Annotated in this window: 19 protein-coding genes; 11 read left to right on the top strand and 8 right to left on the bottom strand. The window is 55.0% G+C overall.

What is annotated here, in order from left to right:
* Positions 1–3: 3 nt before the first annotated feature.
* Entirely contained in the window at positions 4–333 is a 330-nt protein-coding gene (gene tusE, locus ACF8PE_RS08165; RefSeq protein WP_032617485.1) for a sulfurtransferase TusE, read from the top strand.
* On the opposite strand, the gene yccX is transcribed toward tusE, so the two are convergent.
* Complete coding sequence (gene yccX / locus ACF8PE_RS08160) at positions 330–611, bottom strand: acylphosphatase (RefSeq protein WP_059308338.1); 282 nt, start codon at positions 609–611, stop codon at positions 330–332. The genes tusE and yccX overlap by 4 nt on opposite strands.
* 277 nt (positions 612–888) lie before the next feature.
* On the opposite strand from yccX, the gene rlmI reads away from it, so the two are divergent.
* A complete protein-coding gene (rlmI, locus tag ACF8PE_RS08155; protein ID WP_032617413.1) occupies positions 889–2079 on the top strand; it encodes a 23S rRNA (cytosine(1962)-C(5))-methyltransferase RlmI in 1191 nt (396 codons plus the stop codon).
* Positions 2080–2139: 60 nt separating this feature from the next.
* Positions 2140–2457, top strand: a complete 318-nt coding sequence (gene hspQ / locus ACF8PE_RS08150; RefSeq protein ID WP_032617412.1) for a heat shock protein HspQ — start codon at positions 2140–2142, stop codon at positions 2455–2457.
* 37 nt (positions 2458–2494) lie between these two features.
* Here hspQ and ACF8PE_RS08145 read toward each other — a convergent pair whose 3' ends face one another.
* Positions 2495–2908 carry a CoA-binding protein gene (locus ACF8PE_RS08145; RefSeq protein ID WP_392494756.1) on the bottom strand — a complete coding sequence of 138 codons (414 nt, stop codon included), beginning with the start codon at positions 2906–2908 and terminating at the stop codon, positions 2495–2497.
* A 171-nt stretch (positions 2909–3079) separates the two neighbouring features.
* Between ACF8PE_RS08145 and ACF8PE_RS08140 the strand changes: the two genes are divergently transcribed.
* A complete protein-coding gene (locus tag ACF8PE_RS08140; protein WP_392494755.1) occupies positions 3080–3742 on the top strand; it encodes a DUF2057 family protein in 663 nt (220 codons plus the stop codon).
* 79 nt (positions 3743–3821) lie between these two features.
* On the top strand, positions 3822–4280 hold the full coding sequence (gene mgsA, locus ACF8PE_RS08135; protein ID WP_032617409.1) for a methylglyoxal synthase: 459 nt from the start codon (positions 3822–3824) through the stop codon (positions 4278–4280).
* Between the two features lie 105 nt (positions 4281–4385).
* Here the strand turns inward: mgsA and helD are convergent, their stop codons facing one another.
* Entirely contained in the window at positions 4386–6440 is a 2055-nt protein-coding gene (gene helD, locus ACF8PE_RS08130; RefSeq protein ID WP_230431345.1) for a DNA helicase IV, read from the bottom strand.
* Between the two features lie 123 nt (positions 6441–6563).
* Between helD and ACF8PE_RS08125 the strand changes: the two genes are divergently transcribed.
* Together ACF8PE_RS08125 and yccS are read left to right on the top strand one after the other, a co-directional pair.
* Positions 6564–7010, top strand: a complete 447-nt coding sequence (locus tag ACF8PE_RS08125; protein ID WP_032617407.1) for a YccF domain-containing protein — start codon at positions 6564–6566, stop codon at positions 7008–7010.
* An 18-nt stretch (positions 7011–7028) separates the two neighbouring features.
* Entirely contained in the window at positions 7029–9164 is a 2136-nt protein-coding gene (gene yccS / locus ACF8PE_RS08120; RefSeq protein ID WP_059308342.1) for a YccS family putative transporter, read from the top strand.
* Here yccS and ACF8PE_RS08115 read toward each other — a convergent pair.
* Positions 9149–9775, bottom strand: a complete 627-nt coding sequence (locus ACF8PE_RS08115) for a TfoX/Sxy family DNA transformation protein (protein ID WP_059308343.1) — start codon at positions 9773–9775, stop codon at positions 9149–9151. The genes yccS and ACF8PE_RS08115 overlap by 16 nt on opposite strands.
* A 217-nt stretch (positions 9776–9992) precedes the next feature.
* Between ACF8PE_RS08115 and sulA the strand changes: the two genes are divergently transcribed.
* Positions 9993–10502, top strand: a complete 510-nt coding sequence (gene sulA / locus ACF8PE_RS08110) for an SOS-induced cell division inhibitor SulA (RefSeq protein ID WP_032617403.1) — start codon at positions 9993–9995, stop codon at positions 10500–10502.
* A gap of 354 nt (positions 10503–10856) precedes the next feature.
* Positions 10857–11912, top strand: coding sequence for a porin OmpA (ompA, locus tag ACF8PE_RS08105; protein WP_103792031.1), 1056 nt, complete (start codon positions 10857–10859; stop codon positions 11910–11912).
* A gap of 66 nt (positions 11913–11978) precedes the next feature.
* On the opposite strand, the gene matP is transcribed toward ompA, so the two are convergent.
* A complete protein-coding gene (gene matP, locus ACF8PE_RS08100) occupies positions 11979–12434 on the bottom strand; it encodes a macrodomain Ter protein MatP (protein ID WP_032617400.1) in 456 nt (151 codons plus the stop codon).
* A gap of 186 nt (positions 12435–12620) precedes the next feature.
* On the opposite strand from matP, the gene ACF8PE_RS08095 reads away from it, so the two are divergent.
* Together ACF8PE_RS08095 and fabA are read left to right on the top strand one after the other, a co-directional pair.
* Positions 12621–14381: a Lon protease family protein gene (locus tag ACF8PE_RS08095; protein WP_117385676.1), complete on the top strand. Its 1761-nt coding sequence runs from the start codon at positions 12621–12623 to the stop codon at positions 14379–14381.
* A gap of 68 nt (positions 14382–14449) precedes the next feature.
* Entirely contained in the window at positions 14450–14968 is a 519-nt protein-coding gene (gene fabA / locus ACF8PE_RS08090) for a bifunctional 3-hydroxydecanoyl-ACP dehydratase/trans-2-decenoyl-ACP isomerase (RefSeq protein ID WP_032617398.1), read from the top strand.
* 72 nt (positions 14969–15040) lie between these two features.
* Here fabA and rmf read toward each other — a convergent pair whose 3' ends face one another.
* The 3 genes from rmf to pqiB form a co-directional block, all read right to left on the bottom strand.
* On the bottom strand, positions 15041–15208 hold the full coding sequence (gene rmf / locus ACF8PE_RS08085; protein ID WP_032617397.1) for a ribosome modulation factor: 168 nt from the start codon (positions 15206–15208) through the stop codon (positions 15041–15043).
* A gap of 254 nt (positions 15209–15462) precedes the next feature.
* Complete coding sequence (gene pqiC / locus ACF8PE_RS08080) at positions 15463–16026, bottom strand: membrane integrity-associated transporter subunit PqiC (RefSeq protein ID WP_262659999.1); 564 nt, start codon at positions 16024–16026, stop codon at positions 15463–15465.
* Positions 16026–17663, bottom strand: coding sequence for an intermembrane transport protein PqiB (gene pqiB / locus ACF8PE_RS08075; protein ID WP_155166536.1), 1638 nt, complete (start codon positions 17661–17663; stop codon positions 16026–16028). The genes pqiC and pqiB overlap by 1 nt, the downstream gene beginning before the upstream one ends.
* Position 17664 lies beyond the last annotated feature (1 nt).

The following is a 17664-nucleotide window of genomic DNA, read 5'->3' as shown; positions in this document are numbered from 1 at the left end:
ATTATGCTGAACTTTGAAGGTAAAGAGATTGAGACCGATAGCGAAGGCTATCTGAAAGAGACCAGCCAGTGGAGCGAAGGCCTGGCGGCGGTCATTGCTGAAAAAGAGTCGATCGCCCTGACGCCAGAACACTGGGAAGTGGTGCGCTTCGTGCGTGATTTTTATCTGGAATTTAACACCTCCCCCGCCATCCGCATGCTGGTAAAAGCGATGGCCAATAAGTATGGCGAGGAGAAAGGCAACAGCCGCTACCTGTATCGTCTGTTCCCGAAAGGCCCGGCAAAACAGGCGACCAAGATCGCCGGCTTGCCTAAGCCCGTGAAGTGCATTTAATAGCGAATACCAAAATTGACGTAATCCCGTTCGGGTTGATGCGGCTCTGACAGAACCTTCTCAACCCGGGCGATACGTGGCCCGCCCGCTTTAAGCCAGTCGAGCAGTTTCTCGACTTGCTCCGCCTCGCCGCAGGCGACCACCTCGACGCTACCGTCATCCATATTGCGCGCGTACCCGGTCAACCCCAGTTCAGTGGCTTCTCGCTGGGTGCTGTAACGAAAGCCAACGCCCTGAACCGTGCCGTGAACCCATGCGATTGTGCAGACTTTTGCCATGTTCTGTCCCCTTATCCGTATCTGGCCCTGAACCCAAAGAATAGCAAATTATGGCCCGGCGATTCGCACAGCGTTTTAACTGAGCAGCCGTAATGTTGTCGGAAACGGGCTGTAAAACGCAGGCTGGCAACAACAGTGTAATCCGCTGCGAACAGGTAATTCGCCTGAATAATTTTTGATTTATGCCGCAACGCTCAACGGTACCCGCAGATGATTGCCCCCGGCCATCTGTGCTACTCTACGCGCCATTTCCCTGGAATCGACAGAATAGTAAATTATGAGTGTACGTTTAGTGTTAGCCAAAGGGCGCGAGAAATCCTTGTTGCGCCGCCATCCCTGGGTCTTCTCCGGCGCGGTCGCCCGTATGGAAGGCAAAGCCAACCTCGGTGAAACCATTGATATTGTCGACCATCAGGGTAAATGGTTAGCGCGTGGCGCCTACTCGCCTGCGTCCCAGATCCGCGCGCGCGTCTGGACCTTCGATAAAGATGAAACCATCGACATCAATTTCTTTGTTCGTCGTCTGCAGCAGGCGCAGCAGTGGCGCGACTGGCTGGCAAAACGCGACGGGCTGGACAGCTATCGCCTGATCGCCGGTGAATCCGACGGTCTGCCGGGTGTGACCATCGACCGTTTCGGCAACTTCCTGGTGCTGCAACTGTTAAGCGCGGGCGCTGAATATCAGCGTGCGGCGTTAATCAGCGCCCTGCAGGCGCAGTATCCTGAATGCGCCATTTACGATCGCAGCGACGTTGCGGTGCGTAAAAAAGAGGGGATGGAGCTAACTCAGGGCACCGTCACCGGTGAACTGCCACCAGCCCTGCTGCCGATTGAAGAACACGGCATGAAACTGCTGGTGGATATTCAGGGTGGCCATAAAACCGGTTACTACCTTGATCAGCGTGACAGCCGTCTGGCGACCCGCCAGTACGTTGCTGATAAACGCGTGCTGAACTGCTTCTCCTATACCGGCGGTTTTGCGGTCTCGGCGCTGATGGGCGGTTGCAGCCAGGTGGTCAGCGTTGATACGTCCCAGGAAGCGCTGGACGTGGCGAAGCAGAACGTGGCGCTGAACAAGCTGGATCTGAGCAAAGCCGAATTTGTGCGCGACGATGTTTTCAAGCTGCTGCGTAAATACCGCGACCAGGGCGAGAAGTTTGACGTTATTGTGATGGATCCGCCAAAGTTCGTGGAAAACAAAAACCAGCTGATGGGTGCCTGCCGTGGATACAAAGACATCAATATGCTTGCGATCCAGCTGCTTAACCCCGGCGGCGTGCTGCTGACCTTCTCTTGTTCCGGCCTGATGACCACCGAATTATTCCAGAAAATTATCGCGGATGCCGCTGTAGATGCTGGTCGTGATGTACAATTTATAGAGCAGTTCCGTCAGGCGGCCGATCATCCGGTGATCGCCACCTATCCGGAAGGGCTGTATCTGAAAGGATTTGCCTGTCGCATCATGTAACTTGAAAAGTGGAATGTTGCCCTCACCTATAGTGTAAGTAACGTTTCCCGGGAGGTGACTATGATTGCCAGCAAATTCGGTATCGGCCAGCAGGTCCGCCACTCCCTGTTAGGATACCTGGGCGTGGTCGTGGATATCGACCCGGAATATTCCCTCGATGAACCGTCAGCCGATGAGCTGGCGGTGAACGCAGAACTCCGCGCCGCCCCCTGGTACCACGTGGTGATGGAAGACGACGAAGGCCAGGCCGTGCATACCTATCTTGCCGAAGCCCAACTGAGTGGCGAACAGCAGGATGAACACCCTGAACAGCCTTCCATGGATGAACTGGCGCAAACGATCCGCAGACAGTTACAGGCCCCGCGCCTGCGCAACTAACGAAAACCCGGTAGCCGGTGGCTGACCGGGTTTTTTATTACTTCGCCATTCCCAGACGTGGTATCTCAATCGCCGGGCAGCGATCCATGACGACATTCATCCCCGCGTCACGCGCCAGCTCCGCGGCCTGTTCATTAATCACCCCGAGCTGTAACCAGAGGGTTTTTGCCCCGACGGCAACGGCTTCCTGCGCGACGTCCCACGCGGCTTCGGAATTACGGAACACATCCACCATATCGATTTTTTCCGGTACCTCTGCCAGAGTGCCGTACCCCTGCTGGCCCAACAGCGTCTTACCTGCCACTTTTGGTGATACCGGGATCACGTGGTAGCCCTGATCGAGCAGGTATTTCATCACCCGATAGCTGGGACGGTCGGGTTTATCGCTTGCCCCTACCAGCGCAATGGTCCGGGTGGTGGACAGGATCTCAGCAATATCATTCTGTTTCATGGATTTCCTCCTGGCGTATTCATCATCAATATTCATGCAGTGAAAGCAACCTGCCATCCCATACGTCCGCATGAGGGCAAATGCCCAGATTATGTCTATATGTTAGTAAATATGATTTAAGAAAAAATTTGATACATTATTCATGACGCGCGTCTTTTAAGAGGGTTTTTTATGAAAACCGGCATTGCCTGGAGTCTGTTTGCGCTGCTCATGCCGGTTTGCGTTTTTGCTACAACGCTGCGGCTCTCTACGGACATCGATCTGCTGGTACTGGACGGAAAAAAGGTCTCCAGTTCACTGCTGCGCGGCGCGGACAGCATCGAGCTGGACAATGGCCCTCATCAGATTGTGTTTCGGGTAGAGAAGACCATTCGCCTCGGCAATCATGAAGAACGGGTTTATATCTCCCCTCCCCTGGTCGCCAGTTTCAACACCCAGCGCATCAGTCAGGTTAATTTTAGTCTTCCCCGGCTGGAAACAGAAAAAGAGTCGCAACTTTTTGATCATACACCGCATATTGAATTACTGGATGGCGATGCGACCCCGATTCCGGTGAAGCTGGATATTCTGGCGATCACCGATACGCCTTCCGGCGTGAATTACGAATACGATACCGAGCGATATAACAAAGCCGGACAGAGCGCCTCAATACCGCAATTCTCCACCACCATGGCCGACGACAGCACGCTGCTATCTGGCGTGTCCGAGCTGGATATGCCGCCGCCGCAGTCGCAGAACCTGACTGAGCAGCGGCTCAAATACTGGTTTGCCCAGGCCGATCCCGAGACCCGTAGCCGTTTTCTGCAATGGGCGAAGCAACAACCCTCGTCCTGAGCCGCATTTTTTACCCCTTTCCCTTGCAGCGTCAGGTGCTTCCAGTAATCTGTAACCAGTTAACTAACGGATAGAGATTATGGAACTCACAACTCGCACACTGCCGGACCGCAAACATATCGCGCTGGTGGCGCACGATCACTGCAAACAGATGCTGCTCAACTGGGTCCAGCGCCACAAATCCTTGCTGGAAAAACACCAGCTTTCTGCCACCGGCACCACCGGTAATCTGATCCACCGCGAAACCGGGCTTCAGGTCAATGCCATGTTGAGCGGCCCGATGGGCGGCGATCAGCAGGTGGGCGCGCAGATTTCGGAAGGAAAGATTGATGTGCTGATCTTCTTCTGGGATCCCCTGAATGCAGTCCCGCACGACCCGGACGTGAAAGCGCTGCTGCGCCTGGCCACGGTATGGAATATTCCGGTCGCCACCAACCTGTCGACGGCGGATTTTATTATTGCTTCTCCGCAGTTCAACGACCAGGTAGAGATATTGATCCCGGATTATCAGCGCTATCTGGCTGAACGCCTGAAATAAATGCCCGCCCTGCCGGGTAGCGGCTTCGCCTTACCCGGCTTACAAAACTCCTAAACCGCATGACCCGTAGACCCGGTAAGCGCAGCGCCACCGGGTAAAACACCGCTACGGTTTACGCGCCACCGGCACATCAATGTCCTTTAAAATCTCCACAAAGCGCGACGGCTGCTCTTTATTGAATAACAGCCAGACGCGGTGACGGGCGCGGGTCATCGCCACGTACAATAATCGTCGCTCTTCGGCATCGGGAAAATCTTCCACCACTGGCAGCAAAGCCTGCTCCATTACCGATTCGCGCGCCGGTGCCGGGAAACCATCGCTCCCTTCCTGCAACCCTACCACAATCACATAATCTGCCTGCTGCCCCTTGCTGGCATGGATGGTCATAAAATCCAGCTGTAGTTTCGGCCAGCGGGTCGCGGCTTTCTCCAGGCTGGCGGGCTTAAGGTGGTGATATCGCGCCAGCACCAGAATGCGCTCCTCCGGCCTGGCGTAACCGCTGAGTTTATCCAGCAGGGCATCGAGTTGATCCTCTGCAAGCAGGGTGACCGCTTTTTTGTCGCCTGCCGACAGGCTGTTCAGCGGTTTTGCCAGTTGGTTCGGGTTCTGCTGAATAAACCGGTTGGCGATCTCGCCGATCCGGTTATTGAAACGGTAGGTGGTATCGAGATCGCAGCGATCGCCTTCGCCAAAATAGTGATGGAACGCCGTGGTCAATGACAGCTGGGCACCACTAAAACGGTAGATCGCCTGCCAGTCGTCCCCGACGGCAAACAGGCTGGTTTGTTTATTCTGCGCCCGCAGCGCCGCCAGCAGGGCTGCGCGCTGAGGAGAGATATCCTGAAACTCATCCACCAGAATGTGCTTCCACGGGCTAATAAAGCGACCTTTTTCAAGAATAATGACGGCCTGATGGATCAACCCGGAAAAATCGACGGCATTTTCTTCCTTAAGGGCAGTTTTCCAGGCTTTTAACAGCGGGGCCATTAACTTCACCCGTTTTGAGAACAAGGCCCGGATCTCTTCGGGCGCGCCCGCAATCATCTCAGCCTGAGCGCCACCGTGCATCCGCATCAGGCTCACCCAGCGATCGAGCCGCGGGGCCAGTCGGCGCGCCAGCTTCTCGTTTTGCCAGAAACTCCCTTCCGGCACGCTCCACTCCAGCTCCTCTTCCAGCCACTGACGCCAGCCCTTGGCCTGCGCTTTTTTCTCGCTGCACTGCTGTTGCCAGGCCTCGATAAAGATCTTTTGCCGCGCCACGGTGTCATTCTCAAGCTGGCTGACGACCGGCACCTTTTTACTCCCCTGCTGAATGATGTGCAGGGCCAGGGAGTGGAATGTTCTGGCGGTAATGTCGCGGGTGTGCAGCCGGGCCTCGATTCGCTCATCCATCTCCTGGGCCGCTTTGCGGCCAAATGCCAGGAGTAAAATTTGGTCGGGGACGGCTTCATTGCGGGTCAGGAGCCAGCCCGCCCGCGCCACCAGCACCGAGGTTTTCCCGCTGCCGGCTCCCGCCAGCACCAGCAGCGACTGCTCGCCGTTAACCACGGCCCGGGCCTGGGCCGGGTTAAGAGGAGATGACTCTATACCGGCAAAAAAATCGGCATACTGGCTGAGCATGGCGGTGGTCCACGCCTGGTTGTGCGCCAGCCGGCTCTGGTCAATATCCTCCAGCCAGGCCCGACACTGGCGCCAGGCTTCCCGACAGTTATCAAACTCGTCCAGCCGCGAGACCGACAGCGGCAGCGCCTGCAACGCCTGATTAATTTTTTGCTGCAGGCCCAGCGTTTTCTCCCGCGTCAGCCAGCTGTTTTGCTCATTGCTGGTGGTAATGTCATTCAGCGCGTTTTGCAATACCTGCGCCGCCACCTCGCTCATTTCAGCACTCCATTGCTGCCAGAGCGTGTTCAGATGGTGATGAAAACGCTGGGTTTCCGCCCACTCAGTCCCGTGCAGACGCACCACTTTCTCTTCAGGCAGGACAAACTCCAGCTCGCCCCAGACCAGGCCGCGCTTACAGTGAATGGCCAGCAGCTGGTTGAAGGGAATGAGATATTCGTGACGTTCGCCGGAGACTTTTACCCCGGCGTTGAGCAGAACGACTTTGTCGTACGGATGTTGTGCCAGGCGCTTGCCCAACGAAGTTGCTTTCAGTTCCATGTCCAGCCCGATCCACGACGTGAATAATTGCCTGATAGTTTAACTGCCAGTTTTCAGGTGCTCCAGCGCAAAAAAACGTTACAATCAGCAGGGCTTCAACATTATGGAAAGAATTGAGGTTTTATGCGTACCGTTCTGAATATTTTGAATTTTGTCCTGGGTGGGTTTGCCACTACGCTCTCCTGGCTGCTGGCAACCCTGGTCAGCGTGGTCCTGATCTTCACCCTGCCGCTGACGCGTTCCTGCTGGGAGATCACCAAACTTTCGCTGGTCCCGTTCGGTAATGAAGCGGTCCATGTGGATGAGCTGGAACCTGGCAGTAAAAACGCGCTCATGAATACCGGAGGAACGCTGCTCAATATTCTGTGGCTGATCTTTTTCGGCTGGTGGCTGTGTTTGATGCATATTGTGGCGGGGATCGCGCAGTGCATTACGATTATCGGCATCCCTGTCGGGATCGCCAATTTCAAAATTGCCGCCATTGCCCTGTGGCCTGTCGGACGCCGGGTCGTCCCGGTGGAAGTTGCCCGTGCTGCGCGTGAGGCCAACGCCCGCCGTCGTTTTCCGTAACAAGGATCCCGTGCGCTTATGCTAAGCCCGCTGCTTCGCCGCTACACCCTCAACAGCGCCTGGCTGTATAACGCCAGAATCTTTATTGCCCTCTGTGGCAGCACCGCCCTGCCCTGGTGGCTGGGGGATGTGAAGCTGACCATTCCGCTGACGCTGGGCGTTGTGGCCGGGGCGCTGGCCGATCTGGATGACCGTCTCGCCGGTCGGCTGCGCAATCTGGTCATCACGCTGATCTGCTTTTTTATCGCCTCGGCGTCGGTGGAGCTGCTCTTCCCGTGGCCATGGCTTTTCGCCATCGGACTGACGCTTTCCACCAGCGTCTTTATTCTGCTGGGCGGGCTGGGCCAGCGCTACGCCACCATCGCCTTTGGCGCTCTGTTGATTGCTATCTATACCATGCTGGGAGTGTCACTTTACGACCAGTGGTATCAGCAACCGGTTCTGCTGTTGCTGGGGGCGGTCTGGTATAACCTGCTCACTCTTGCCGGGCATCTCATCTTTCCTATTCGCCCGTTGCAGGACAATCTTGCCCGTAGCTATGAGCAGCTGGCGCATTACCTGGAGCTAAAATCCCGCCTCTTCGACCCGGATATTGAAGATGACGGCCAGGCACCGCTGTACGATCTGGCGCTGGCGAACGGTCAGCTGGTGACCACGTTAAACCAGACCAAAGCCTCTCTGCTTACCCGCTTGCGCGGCGATCGCGGCCAGCGTGGCACCCGCCGCACCCTGCACTACTATTTTGTGGCGCAGGATATCCATGAGCGTGCCAGTTCATCACATATTCAGTACGCCACCTTGCGCGAGAAGTTTCGCTATAGCGACGTCATGTTTCGCTTCCAGCGGCTGCTCTTTATGCAGGCGCAGGCCTGCCAGCAGTTGTCACGCTCCATCCTGCTGCGCACCCCCTATCAGCACGATCCGCGTTTTGAGCGGGCCTTCACGCACCTGGATGCAGCGCTCGATCGCGTTCAGGCCAGCGGGACCTCTGCCGAACAAATGAAAGCGCTGGGTTTTCTGTTGAGCAACCTGCGCGCCATTGATGCCCAGCTCGCCACTATCGAATCCGGGCAGGCTCAGGCGATGCCCGGTAACGATGTCGAAAACCAGCTTGCCGACGACAGTCTTAACGGTTTTAGCGATATGTGGCTGCGCTTAAGCCGCAACTTTTCACCGGAATCGGCACTGTTTCGCCACGCCGTCAGGATGTCGGTGGTGCTCTGTATTGGCTATGCCTTTATACAGGTGACCGGGCTTGACCATGGCTACTGGATTTTGCTGACCAGCCTGTTTGTCTGCCAGCCCAACTACAACGCCACCCGCCACCGGCTGGCGCTGCGTATTCTCGGTACGCTGGTGGGGGTCGCCATCGGATTGCCGATTCTTTACTTTGTCCCGTCGGTGGAAGGCCAACTGATCTTAATTGTGATCACCGGGGTGCTGTTTTTTGCGTTTCGCAATGTGCAGTACGCGCATGCGACTATGTTCATAACCCTGCTGGTTCTGCTCTGTTTCAACCTGCTCGGGGAAGGCTTTGAAGTGGCGCTGCCGCGCATCATCGATACCCTCATTGGCTGCGCCATTGCCTGGGCCGCGGTGAGCTTTATCTGGCCAGACTGGCGCTTCCGTAACCTACCCCGCGTGCTGGATCAGGCGATGAACGCTAACTGCCGGTATCTGGATGCCATCCTTGAGCAGTATCATCAGGGCCGGGATAACCGACTGGCGTATCGCATCGCCCGGCGCGATGCGCACAACCGCGATGCGGAGCTGGCGTCGGTGGTCTCGAACATGTCCACGGAGCCGCGGGCGACGGCGGAAACACGTGAAGTCGCATTCCGCCTGTTGTGCCTGAACCATACTTTTACCAGCTACATCTCGGCGCTGGGCGCACACCGTGAGCGGCTGACCAGCCCGGCCATCCTGGCGTTGCTGGATGACGCCGTTTGCTATGTCGATGATGCGCTTCATCAACGCCCGGCGGATGAGCCTCGTGTTCAGCAGGCCCTGTCCGAACTGGCGCAACGCATTTCGCATATTGAACCGGGTACCGAGACCAAAGCGCCGTTAGTGCTGCAGCAAATCGGTCTGCTTATTGCGTTGCTGCCAGAAATTTGTCGTTTACAGCAGCACGTGAATCAACTGCCGGAGTGAGGACTGTTCTCTACCGGTAGCGTTTTGTACCACTCCACCAGCTCCCGGCGCCTGAGCTCCGGGAGCGCTGCTTCATGCAGCCCCACTATTGCCCCCTCCAGCGCAAACAGCACTTTGTAACTCAGGTGCTTGTTAAGCGCTCTGATCTTTAGCCAGCTCTGCTCAGCACCGAGGGCGCGTAATGCTGCTTCGTTGGTGATGCCCGCCTCATTCAGCAGAATCTCAAGCTGAAAATTGAGATTGGGTAAATCTTTCAGCCTGTCGCGTTTGTACCGCTCGCGACGTTCCCGCCGCGCGGCTTCAAGTGCAAGTGAAGAGAGCTGTAAAAGCTTATTCTGATCCTGCCAGAGCGCCTCATCGACACGGTAATAATTCAGCAATACCGCGCGCCCCCGCTTCATCAGCGTCAGATAAGAGGTGGTATTTTTGGCGCAATACGGTGCGCTCTCTTCACAGGCACGCAGGTACAACTCCCCATCTGACACCATCGCAAAGACTGCGTCATCCACCGCCAATGTGTATCCGCCAAACAGGGCGCGATGCTGGACCTCTCCGAGGGGTGAAAGATATTTCGTGGATTGATAGATCCGCTCGTAGGATAACTTTTTCATGATATTTCCCTTTTAAATCATGGAGTAATGGTGCAGTCATTTGTTAACGGATCCGTTAGCCAAAAAATAGGTAACTTATGATTGAACGGCAAGATGATTTTTCAATACGCCTCAATAACAAACCAAATTTGCGAGGCGCTTTCCGAAAATGAAGTTGATCTTTAGACGTACAGGGGTTACTGTATATCCATACAGTAACTACAGGGCTGGATAGATTATGTACTCTTCAGGCTATGCAAACCGTTCAACAACTTTCTCTTCTTCTGCCGGCAAAAGTGCACGGAGTTCCGCTGCTTATATGACCACCGGGCTGATTAGTGAAGTGCTTTACCGTGAAGACCAGCCCATGATGACGCAGCTGTTATTGCTGCCCCTGTTACAGCAGCTTGGTCAGCAGTCTCGCTGGCAGCTGTGGCTCACGCCGCAGCAGAAATTAAGTCGGGAATGGGTGCAATCCGCAGGTTTACCACTTACCAAAGTGATGCAGGTTAGCCAGATGGATCCCTGCCATACTGTAGAATCCATGGTGAGAGCGCTGCGTACCGGGAATTACAGCGTAGTGATTGGCTGGTTTACGGAAGAGCTAACCGAAACGGAACAATATCGACTGGCCGAAGCGGCCGAAGAAGGGAATGCACTCGGCTTCATTATGCGTCCCGTCAGGATGAACGCTCACGGCAACGGACACCTTTCTGGGCTAAAAATTCACTCAAATTTGTATCACTAAGTAAAAATAAGAGTTTTCCTGGAATTTTTTTTGCACGCGCTGTACGCCATTGGTTCCCCTTCTAAAAGCCGCGACAAGTCTTGTCTGCCGCGGCTTCCTCCAGTTTAGCACGCCCAAAACTTCGCCAGAAATGTTAAATATTGTGTATATAAAACTTTTTTTTTCATATGCCTGACGGAGTTCACACTTGTAAGTTTTCAGGTACGTTGTAGACTTTACATCGCCAGGGGTGCTCGGCCTAAACCGAAGATATCGGTAGCTTTACTCTTTGTCCCCGCCCCCCGGTGAAGGATTTAACCGTGACTCTCATTGAGATTCTCATGGCGATTTTTGGATGATAACGAGGCGCAAAAAATGAAAAAGACAGCTATCGCGATTGCAGTGGCACTGGCAGGTTTCGCTACCGTAGCGCAGGCCGCTCCGAAAGATAATACCTGGTATGCAGGTGGCAAACTGGGCTGGTCTCAGTTCCATGACACTGGCTGGTATAACGATGCTCTGAACAACGACGGCCCAACTCACGAAAGCCAGCTGGGCGCAGGCGCGTTCGGTGGTTATCAGGTTAACCCATACGTTGGTTTCGAAATGGGCTACGACTGGCTGGGCCGCATGCCTTACAAAGGTGACAACGTTAACGGTGCATTCAAAGCACAGGGCGTTCAGCTGACTGCTAAACTGGGCTACCCAGTAAATGACGCTGTAGACATCTACACCCGTCTGGGCGGCATGGTATGGCGTGCAGACTCCAGCAACAGCATCGCTGGCGACGACCATGACACTGGCGTTTCTCCAGTATTCGCAGGTGGCGTTGAGTGGGCAATGACCCGTGACGTTGCTACCCGTCTGGAATACCAGTGGGTTAACAACATCGGCGACGGCAACACCGTTGGTGTTCGTCCAGACAACGGCATGCTGAGCGTAGGTGTTTCCTACCGTTTCGGCCAGCAGGAAGAAGCAGCGCCAATCGTTGCTCCAGCGCCAGCACCAGCTCCAGAAGTACAGACCAAGCACTTCACTCTGAAGTCTGACGTTCTGTTCAACTTCAACAAAGCTACCCTGAAACCAGAAGGTCAGCAGGCACTGGATCAGCTGTACACCCAGCTGAGCAACCTGGATCCTAAAGATGGTTCCGTAGTTGTTCTGGGTTACACCGACCGTATCGGTTCTGACGCTTACAACCAGGGTCTGTCCGAGAAACGTGCTCAGTCCGTTGTTGACTACCTGATCTCTAAAGGTATCCCGGCTAACAAGATCTCCCCACGTGGTATGGGCGAATCTAACCCAGTTACCGGTTCTACCTGTGACAACGTGAAAGCTCGCGCTGCACTGATCGACTGCCTGGCTCCAGATCGTCGCGTAGAGATCGAAGTTAAAGGCATCAAAGACGTTGTAACTCAGCCAGCGGCATAAGTTATCGTCTGACAAAAAACCCCGCCATGTTGCGGGGTTTTTTATTGCCTGAAGAAAAGGTAAACGCTACTTCTTACCAGCCAGCAACGCCTTGAGATCGGTTTTCAGGGTCGACATCTGACTGGCGTACTTCTCTTTATGTTCCGCATCTTCGATCAGTTGCACGATCGTTTCTGACAGGGTTTTACCGCGGCGCTGGGCCAGCCCGGCCAGCCGTTGCCAGACCATAAACTCCAGATCGATCGACTTCTTCCGCGTATGCTGGTGCTCGGCATTAAAATGCCGTTTCCGCCGCGCGCGGATGGTCTGCTTCATGCGGTTCAGTAGCGCCGGATTGATGTGTTTATCTATCCAGCCGTTGACCAGAATGGGTTCATTTTCGAGGGTCAGCAATAAATTCACAGCTTCTTTTGCGGCACTGGCTTCGAGGTAGCACGTGATCAATTCCCCTTCACGGTGTTTTTTGACCAGATACTTCCATTTCCAGCCGCTTTCGAGATTTTCCAGTTGTTGGTATTTCATCGCGATCTCAGTGTGACCGTGTAACTCTGTTCAGAATATCAGTTTTTTGGCAATCTGCTGAAAAGAAATCATATCCTGTGACACGCGGTGATGCATTCATCTCTTGAAACGCCCATTCCCTCATGGGCAGAGCCTGCACCTTACGGTATACTCCATCGTTTTACTTCTGACTAAAAAACATCAACTTTGACCATTACGAAACTTGCATGGCGTGACCTCGTTCCTGATACCGATAGCTATCAGGAACTGTTTGCACAGCCAGATCTCGCGAAAGAACACGAATACATCCTCAGTGACACACAGCCCCGTTTGCATTACGCACTGGAGCAGGTGTTAAGCCCGTGGGCAACCTCACCGTTCATGTTGTTGAAAGCGCCAGACGAAGCGGAGTACCTGAGTCTTCTGGCGGATGCCATGCGGCAGCTGCAACCAGAAACCGGGACGGTCTTTGGGGGTGAATACAGCATCAACGGCCACAGCGTCACCTTTGAACCCGCCACCGTACCCGATGGCCGTTTTGCGGTCACAGGCAATATCGTTCCGGCGGGCTGGACAGAAGCAGAACAGCTGTTCGGCTGCCTGCGCCAGTTCAATGGTGAAATAACCCTGCATCCCGGTCTGGTCCATCAGGCCAATGGCGGCGTGCTGCTCATCTCTCTGCGCACGCTGCTGGCCCAGCCGCTGCTGTGGATGCGTCTGAAAAACAGCGTCAACCAGCAGCGCTTTGACTGGGTGACCTGGGATGAGTCTCGCCCTCTTCCGGTTGCCGTGCCTTCTATGCCGCTCTCCCTGAAAGTGGTGTTGATTGGCGATCGCGAAGCGCTGGCTGATTTCCAGGAGATGGAACCCGAGCTGGCCGACCAGGTGGTGTACAGCGAGTTCGAAGACAGCACACAGATCGCTGATGCCGAAGATATGCAGCAATGGCTCCAGTGGGTGCTTGCCGTTAGCGAACGTGCGCAGTTGCCTACCCCGGCAGCCGATGCCTGGCCCGTGCTGATCCGCGAGGCGGTTCGCTACACCGGCGATCAGGAGACGCTGCCGCTTTGCCCGCTCTGGCTTGGCAAGCAGCTGCGTGAAGCTGCGGCCATGACTGATGACGACACCATTACCGGCGAACAGCTCTCCCAGATGCTGTTGCAGCGAGAGTGGCGCGAAGGCTACCTGGCCGATCGCATGCAGGATGAGATCCTGCTTGAGCAGATCCTGGTCGAAACGGAAGGTGAACGCGTCGGACAGATCAATGCCCTGTCGGTGATCGAGTTCCCGGGCCATCCGCGCGCCTTTGGCGAGCCGTCTCGTATCAGCTGCGTTGTACACATTGGTGACGGTGAGTTTATCGATGTGGAACGTAAAGCCGAGCTGGGCGGGAACATTCATGCCAAAGGCATGATGATCATGCAGGCTTATCTGATGTCGGAACTGCAGCTTGAGCAGCAGATCCCCTTCACCGCCTCGCTGACTTTCGAGCAATCCTACAGTGAAGTCGATGGCGACAGCGCTTCAATGGCAGAACTGTGCGCATTAATCAGCGCCCTTGCCGATGTGCCGGTGAATCAGAGCATTGCCATCACCGGTTCGGTGGATCAGTTTGGTCGTGCGCAGCCGGTCGGCGGTCTGAATGAGAAGATCGAAGGCTTCTTTAACGTTTGCCAGCAACGCGGCCTGAACGGTAAACAGGGCGTTATTATTCCACTGCCGAACGTGCGTCATCTCAGCCTCAGTCAGGCGCTGCTGACCGCGGTAGAAGAGGAACAATTCAGTCTCTGGGCCATCGAAGACATTGCAGATGCGCTACCCTTACTGACAAACCTGGAGTGGGATGCTGAAGGGCAGACGACGTTAATGAACACCATCCAGGAACGTATTGCGCAGGCAACACAACAGGAAGCACGGCATCGTTATCCCTGGCCGTTACGCTGGTTGAACTGGTTCACGCCGAACTGATCGGACTTGTTCAGCGTACACGTGTTAGCTATCCTGCGTCCTTCACTAAAATAAGGCATACTGAGAACATGGTAGATAAACGCGAATCCTATACAAAAGAAGATCTTCTTGCCTCTGGTCGCGGTGAACTGTTTGGCGAAAAAGGCCCGCAGTTACCGGCCCCGAACATGCTGATGATGGACCGTGTCGTTAAGATGACGGAAACCGGCGGCAACTTCGATAAGGGTTACGTAGAAGCAGAGCTTGATATCAACCCGGACCTGTGGTTCTTTGGTTGCCACTTTATTGGCGATCCGGTGATGCCAGGCTGCCTGGGTCTGGACGCAATGTGGCAGCTGGTTGGTTTCTACCTCGGCTGGCTGGGTGGCGAAGGCAAAGGCCGCGCCCTGGGCGTTGGCGAAGTGAAATTCACCGGTCAGGTTCTGCCGACCGCGAAAAAAGTCACCTACCGTATCCACTTCAAACGCATTGTTAACCGTCGCCTGATCATGGGCCTGGCGGATGGCGAAGTGCTGGTCGACGGTCGTCTGATCTACACCGCGAATGACCTGAAAGTGGGTCTGTTCCAGGATACTTCCGCATTCTGATTTTTGCTTTTACCGAAGCATAAAACGGCGAAACCTCCGCACTGCGGAGGTTTCTTTTTTAAAGAGACGCTATCAAGCAAGTACTGCCCTGTCTCCGATGGCTTCTCGCCAGCCCCCTAACCATTGCGACCTTTGATTGATGGTCTGATAGGGACACATTTCTTTAGAACGTCCGGCGATGCCAGCCTGATAACCACGTTGATGAGCCCTTTCAAGGCGATCTCGTTTCTGTCTCTTCATGCCTCGTTTCCCTCATTATTTGATCTGGTGGAAAAGAAAACAGTGATTACAAAACGTGCAACCACAGATAACGAATACCCTGATTAGCGTTGATCGTCAATGCGCAAAATTCACGCCAGTGTCATATTTGTGACCAACTCAAAAGATCATTTGTACAAAAAGTGTGATGCGGCACAAGTAACGGCCTGAGCATAAACCAAAAAAAAGCCGCAATTAGCGTGACGCTAACTGCGGCCTAATGCGATGAATTTTACTTATGGCAGTCGGGAAATCTCTCTGGCAATGCTCGCAGACTCCTGCGCCCACCCTTGTGCCAGCACTTTCACCATCTCATCGTAGCCATCTTTTTGCTGCTTCAACTCAAGATGGAAAGGTCGCTTAATCAACTGACCCTGATGGTTCAGCAACCATTCCCCACTGACAATCACCCTGCCATCATAGCGACCATGGAAGTTAGTCACGTTGACGTTCAGCGTATCCTGGTCGCTTCCCAACGGCTGCGAAGCCACCACCCATCCCGGCAGCTGGCTACCGAGATTAGCGACCAGCGTGTTACGCAGCTGCTGGTCCAACGGGCTGGCCCACAGGTTGTTATTGGCGATGACATACTGCACATCGCTGGTTTGATATACCACGCCATTACCGGCCAGGTAATCCGGGACGGCCACCTGCTCTACCCACAGCAGGCGATTCCCCTGACTGGCGATACTTTGCCCACCCGCTTGCGCTGCGACAGGCAGCTGGTAATAGCTCTTGTTCTCTGATGAGCTACAGGCGGTCAGAAGCGCCACTGCGGTAATAATTAGCCATTTTTTCATTATTTAGCCCCCTTCGGCTCAGGGTCCTTTTTGTCTTTCGCTTCGAATACCAGCGCGTTGCTCTTCGTATTCAGCGTCTTCAGTACCGGCTGCAGTTCGCGCAGAACCTGATCGAGGCGCTGCATATCCGCCACCATCTTGTTGTACGCCGCTGAACCCGGCTGGAAGCCCTGCATACTGCGGTTCAGCTCACGCAGCGTTTTCTGCATGTCCTGCGGCAGCTGCTGCATCGACTGGCTGGCGGTCAGCTTGTTAAGGTTATCCAGCGTGGTTTGCAGACGACGCATTGTGGCCTGGCTCTCGCTAAGCGTATTGGTGGCCTGTTGAATCATCGGATTGAGCGGCAGGCTGTTGATCTTGTCGAGCGTTTCCATCAAACGCTGTTGGATCTGCGCCAGTCCACTGCTCACGGTTGGGATGATTTTGTAGCCCCCAAACTCGCGGATCGCTTTTACCGGCGGCTCTTTCGGGAAGAAGTCCATATCCACGTATAACGCGCCCGTCACCAGGTTACCGGTTTTGAGCGAGCCGCGCAGGCCGCGCTTCATCAATCCGTCGATATGCTGAGCGATGTCAGGCGTATCGCCAACCTGATTAATCAGACGCTCCGGCTCAATGCGGATCAGCACCGGAATACGGTAATCGTCATCCAGCACCTGACGCATCCCCGGTACAAAGAACGGCACTTTGCCGACGGTGCCAAGGCGGATGCCACGGAACTCAACCGGCGCGCCCGGCTGCAGGCCACGAACGGAATCTTTGAAGAACATCAGGTAGTCGATGTGGTCGGTATAGAGCGAATCCTGAATGCTCTTCTGATCGTCATACAGCCTGAACGCGGTTTTCTGCGCCACGGGCTGTCCCTGATCCATTCCTTCCGGCACGTCAAAGCTCACGCCGCCGCCAAACAGCGTGGAGAGGGAACCCATCTCGACGCGCATGCCTGCGGAGGTTAAGTCAACGGCGATGCCGCTGTCTTTCCAGAAGCGCACGTTGCCCGTGACCAGACGATCGTTCGGCGCATTGATAAACAGCTGATAGCTGATGGTGCGCTTTTGTGTGTCAAAGGTACTGGTTTCAACAGAGCCGACCCGATAACCGCGGAACAGCACCGGATCGCCCGGACTGAGCTGACCGGCTTTTTTACTGTCGAGGATCACGCGGATCCCCTTCGCATCCGGCGGCGCCAGCGGCGGAGAGTCCAGCAATTGATACTGCTCCGGTTGAGCACCTTTTTTCCCCGGCTGCAGTTCGATGTAGGCCCCGGATAACAGGGTTCCCAGACCACTAATGCCTTCGCGCCCCACCTGTGGTTTCACCACCCAAAACACCGAGTCGCCATGCAGCAGCTTTTCCATACCGGCATTGAGGCGGGCGGTAATTTCTACGTGCGTCAGGTCGTCGGTCAGGGTCGCGCTCTCGACCACCCCTACATCTACGCTGCGGCTCTTGATGGTCGTTTTACCGCCCTCAATTCCTTCGGCGTTGGTGGTGATCAGCGTGACAACCGGGCCTTGATGGCTGTAATGATAAAACAGGATCCAGGCACCGATCAGCGCGGTCACAATGGGGAAAATCCACACCGGTGACCAGTTTTTGACCTTCTGGACTTTCGCCTCTCCACTCTTATTTTCCATG

Origin of the sequence: Leclercia sp. GLN_9, from assembly GCF_043105735.1 — a bacterium.
GTDB lineage: Bacteria > Pseudomonadota > Gammaproteobacteria > Enterobacterales > Enterobacteriaceae > Enterobacter > Enterobacter adecarboxylatus.
Note: the sequence above shows the minus strand (reverse complement) of the source record. Positions and strands in the feature narration are given on the sequence as shown.

Excerpts from the sequence above, each read along its gene's own strand:
- ACF8PE_RS08125 (WP_032617407.1), top strand. The coding sequence starts at position 6,564 with ATGCGTACCGTTCTGAATATTTTGAATTTTGTCCTGGGTGGGTTTGCC.
- pqiC (WP_262659999.1), bottom strand. The coding sequence starts at position 16,026 with ATGAAAAAATGGCTAATTATTACCGCAGTGGCGCTTCTGACCGCCTGT.
- ompA (WP_103792031.1), top strand. The coding sequence starts at position 10,857 with ATGAAAAAGACAGCTATCGCGATTGCAGTGGCACTGGCAGGTTTCGCT.
- tusE (WP_032617485.1), top strand. The coding sequence starts at position 4 with ATGCTGAACTTTGAAGGTAAAGAGATTGAGACCGATAGCGAAGGCTAT.
- fabA (WP_032617398.1), top strand. The coding sequence starts at position 14,450 with ATGGTAGATAAACGCGAATCCTATACAAAAGAAGATCTTCTTGCCTCT.
- pqiB (WP_155166536.1), bottom strand. The coding sequence starts at position 17,663 with ATGGAAAATAAGAGTGGAGAGGCGAAAGTCCAGAAGGTCAAAAACTGG.
- rmf (WP_032617397.1), bottom strand. The coding sequence starts at position 15,208 with ATGAAGAGACAGAAACGAGATCGCCTTGAAAGGGCTCATCAACGTGGT.
- ACF8PE_RS08115 (WP_059308343.1), bottom strand. The coding sequence starts at position 9,775 with ATGAAAAAGTTATCCTACGAGCGGATCTATCAATCCACGAAATATCTT.
- ACF8PE_RS08145 (WP_392494756.1), bottom strand. The coding sequence starts at position 2,908 with ATGAAACAGAATGATATTGCTGAGATCCTGTCCACCACCCGGACCATT.
- helD (WP_230431345.1), bottom strand. The coding sequence starts at position 6,440 with ATGGAACTGAAAGCAACTTCGTTGGGCAAGCGCCTGGCACAACATCCG.
- yccX (WP_059308338.1), bottom strand. The coding sequence starts at position 611 with ATGGCAAAAGTCTGCACAATCGCATGGGTTCACGGCACGGTTCAGGGC.
- matP (WP_032617400.1), bottom strand. The coding sequence starts at position 12,434 with ATGAAATACCAACAACTGGAAAATCTCGAAAGCGGCTGGAAATGGAAG.
- mgsA (WP_032617409.1), top strand. The coding sequence starts at position 3,822 with ATGGAACTCACAACTCGCACACTGCCGGACCGCAAACATATCGCGCTG.
- yccS (WP_059308342.1), top strand. The coding sequence starts at position 7,029 with ATGCTAAGCCCGCTGCTTCGCCGCTACACCCTCAACAGCGCCTGGCTG.
- hspQ (WP_032617412.1), top strand. The coding sequence starts at position 2,140 with ATGATTGCCAGCAAATTCGGTATCGGCCAGCAGGTCCGCCACTCCCTG.
- sulA (WP_032617403.1), top strand. The coding sequence starts at position 9,993 with ATGTACTCTTCAGGCTATGCAAACCGTTCAACAACTTTCTCTTCTTCT.
- rlmI (WP_032617413.1), top strand. The coding sequence starts at position 889 with ATGAGTGTACGTTTAGTGTTAGCCAAAGGGCGCGAGAAATCCTTGTTG.
- ACF8PE_RS08140 (WP_392494755.1), top strand. The coding sequence starts at position 3,080 with ATGAAAACCGGCATTGCCTGGAGTCTGTTTGCGCTGCTCATGCCGGTT.